The sequence below is a fragment of the Selenihalanaerobacter shriftii genome, from assembly GCF_900167185.1.
Classification (GTDB): Bacteria; Bacillota; Halanaerobiia; order Halobacteroidales; family Acetohalobiaceae; genus Selenihalanaerobacter; species Selenihalanaerobacter shriftii.
Genome location: NZ_FUWM01000048.1, coordinates 1 through 2724 on the forward strand (window position 1 = coordinate 1; position 2724 = coordinate 2724).

The 2724-nt window shown below is 30.0% G+C and carries 4 protein-coding genes and 1 pseudogene; all 5 read right to left on the reverse strand.

The features are described 5' to 3' along the window. Window positions 1-167, reverse strand: a 167-nt coding sequence (locus tag B5D41_RS14500; RefSeq protein WP_268794149.1) for a GTP-binding protein, incomplete at its 3' end; no start/stop codon positions are given. Between the two features lie 301 nt (window positions 168-468). Next, window positions 469-837, reverse strand: coding sequence for a GxxExxY protein (locus tag B5D41_RS13880; RefSeq protein WP_078811216.1), 369 nt, complete (start codon window positions 835-837; stop codon window positions 469-471). Between the two features lie 277 nt (window positions 838-1114). Beyond that, window positions 1115-1567, reverse strand: a pseudogene (locus B5D41_RS14440) (HEPN domain-containing protein). Continuing rightward, the gene (locus B5D41_RS13895) at window positions 1545-1907 is read right to left on the reverse strand and encodes a nucleotidyltransferase domain-containing protein (RefSeq protein ID WP_078811219.1); all 363 of its coding nucleotides are present in this window, start codon (window positions 1905-1907) and stop codon (window positions 1545-1547) included. Before B5D41_RS13895 ends, B5D41_RS14440 begins: the two are co-directional and overlap by 23 nt. 481 nt (window positions 1908-2388) lie before the next feature. Beyond that, window positions 2389-2724: phosphoadenosine phosphosulfate reductase domain-containing protein (locus tag B5D41_RS13900; RefSeq protein ID WP_159442973.1), on the reverse strand; the 336-nt coding region annotated here is incomplete at its 5' end.

Genomic DNA, 2724 nt, shown 5'->3' on the forward strand with positions numbered 1-2724 from the left:
GGCTTAGAATTCCGCCGACAAGTCTCCTTTACTTGTTCTAACTTACCATCAGGTAAAGAATCAGTATCAGCTAATAATCTACCAATAATCGTACTTTTCCCATGATCAACATGACCAGCAATAACTATACTTAAATCACCTTTTTGGTTATCTATTATGTCAGTCATTAACTACTCTCCTCTATCTGTAAAGATTCTTTTGACACAGACTTACACGAGACTGTACACAAACTTTTAAAACCTAAATTCATACTATTCAATATTAATTCTATATCCTATTATTTTTAATTCTTAACTATTTCTAATTCATTGCTTGTTTTTAGCCTGTATTATTCTGTGTTTAATTGTATTTGAGCTTTTCACTTTATTATTCAACAATAGTTCAAGTCTATAATTGTTTATATTTTTTATGTCTTTAGTCTGTGCTTGGTCTGTGTTAGTCTGTGTCTAATTATTTTTTGTTTTTATTTCAAAATATTTTCCTCTTAAACTCCAACTTCTGCCCAAAATTAACCAACAAACCTACTCTCATCCCTGTTGCCTTCAAATAATTTACAAGTTGAACTTCATGTGCCTTATTTAACCTTGAAACTGCTTTTGCCTCAATCATGACTCTATCTTCAACAATAATATCAACTCTATACTCTCCAACAACCTCATTATCATAAAAAACTCTTATTTCTTTCTGATTTTCTGCTTTAAGATCATTCTTTTTAAATTCTATCATTAAAGCATTTTCATATACACTCTCTAAAAAACCATATCCAAGTTCATCATAAACATTATAAAAACATCTAATTATCTTTTGAGTTAAATTTTTATATAGGTATTCACTCATAAAAGACTCCTCAAACATTTTCTAAGGCAAGATTTTTTAAAGTTTATATTTAACTTGTCTTTATGTTTCTAGTCTGTGGCTCGTCTGTGTTAGTCTGTGCCTAATTATTATTTATCTTTTGACACGAGACTTTCACGAGACTATCCACAAGACTTTTTAAATCCTAATTCATAATTATTCAATATCAAACTAACTATATTCTATCATTTCTAAGCTTCTCTCTTAATTAAGTCTATGTTTTATTTTTAGTCTGTGCTTGGTCTGTGTCAGTCTGTGTCTAATTATCATTTTTTAATTTTTTATTTATCTTGTAAGTATTTTTTGGCACTACTTCCTCTAATAAATCAAGAACTTTCCTTGCTATATTTGCTGCTTTTTTAGATTCCTCAATAGTAAATTCTTCATAATCTCCCGGATATCTTGCTTCAACTGCATAATCATTTAATAAACTACTATTACTTCGAATTACTTCAAATTTATCAGTCTCTCGTTTACATAGATTGAGCAAATATTTAATATCATGACTTCTTCTAAAGTCTATCTATTTATAAATTAAGAAAGCTTTCAAACTTTTCTCTACACATTGTTGACTATAAAAACCAATAGTAGATGTCAAAAACGATAATTTCTTTTCTGGTGCTACGAGGAGAGTTTCCGCAGTTATTAAATCTTCTTTAGCTTTCTTCAACCATTCCTTTACTAATGTATTAATTTTCTCTTTGTTTGTCATAAATAACTTCTCCTTCCTCTTTAATGGTATAAGGAAGGGCACCTATTATATTTTCCTTTTCTTTAAGCTTATCTTCAGTATATACTAAAATATCAGTTGGAAAAACTCTATCTTGTAATAGACTATCTATTTTATGTCTGACCCTTCTTAAAGAGTCATTATCCTCATTTACTATAAAAAGCAAATCCACATCACTATTACTATTATAATCTCCCCTGGCATAAGAACCAAAAAGAATAATCTTACTTAAATCTATCATTTGTACTGTTCGTTCTTTAACATCTTCAAGGTATTCTTTTATATCTAAATCATTCACTTTATAAGTATTATTCACACTCATACCTCACACTCCTTACTCTTAAACTAAGATAATCTTCTTTCACCGTTCTTTTCTATTCTTATCTTTAGTCTATGCTTGGAATACTATTATATCATATTCACTCCTAAAACAAACGATAATCTATTTTCTATTTAATTTCTTAATCTTAATCTGAACTCCTTTTTTAGTCTGTGTTTTGTCTGAGTAAGTCTGTGTCTAATTTGTCTTTTAAAATCTTTTTGACACGAGATTGTATTTGAATTTTTCACTTTATTATTCAACAATATTTAAGTCTATAATTGTTTTTGTTTTTTATGTCTTTAGTCTGTGCTTGTCTGTGATAGTCTGTGTCTAATAAATATTTAAAGATTTTATTCTTTTATCTACTTACATATACCCTTCTTTACGTAATTCCTCTAAACGTCCCCATCCAGCCTAAAACCCAAGGCTGGCTGTGGCATGACGATAATTCCTTTCTTTTATACAATTAAACTGCTTATTATTACATATAGCCCTCTTTTCGTAATTCCTCTAGACCTCCACCATCTTCCTTATCTTGTGCTCGTCCAGCTCGTTCAGCTATATTAGAAAACTTACCAGTCTTTAACTCTTCTATTATCTCCGCTGGATTACTCGCTGTTGATTCCACAGGATTAGTACAAGGGCCACAACCTAATGATCTATATCTAGTTCCATCTCCTTGATCAAAGTAAAGAGAAACCATAGGAATATTCTCTCTTTCAATATACTCCCAAATATTTAACTCCGTCCAGTCTAATAACGGATGAATTCTAACATGAGTACCTGGCGCAAAATCAGTCTTGTACTGATCCCAAAA

Excerpts from the sequence above, each read along its gene's own strand:
- B5D41_RS13880 (WP_078811216.1), bottom strand. The coding sequence starts at position 837 with ATGAGTGAATACCTATATAAAAATTTAACTCAAAAGATAATTAGATGT.
- B5D41_RS13895 (WP_078811219.1), bottom strand. The coding sequence starts at position 1,907 with ATGAGTGTGAATAATACTTATAAAGTGAATGATTTAGATATAAAAGAA.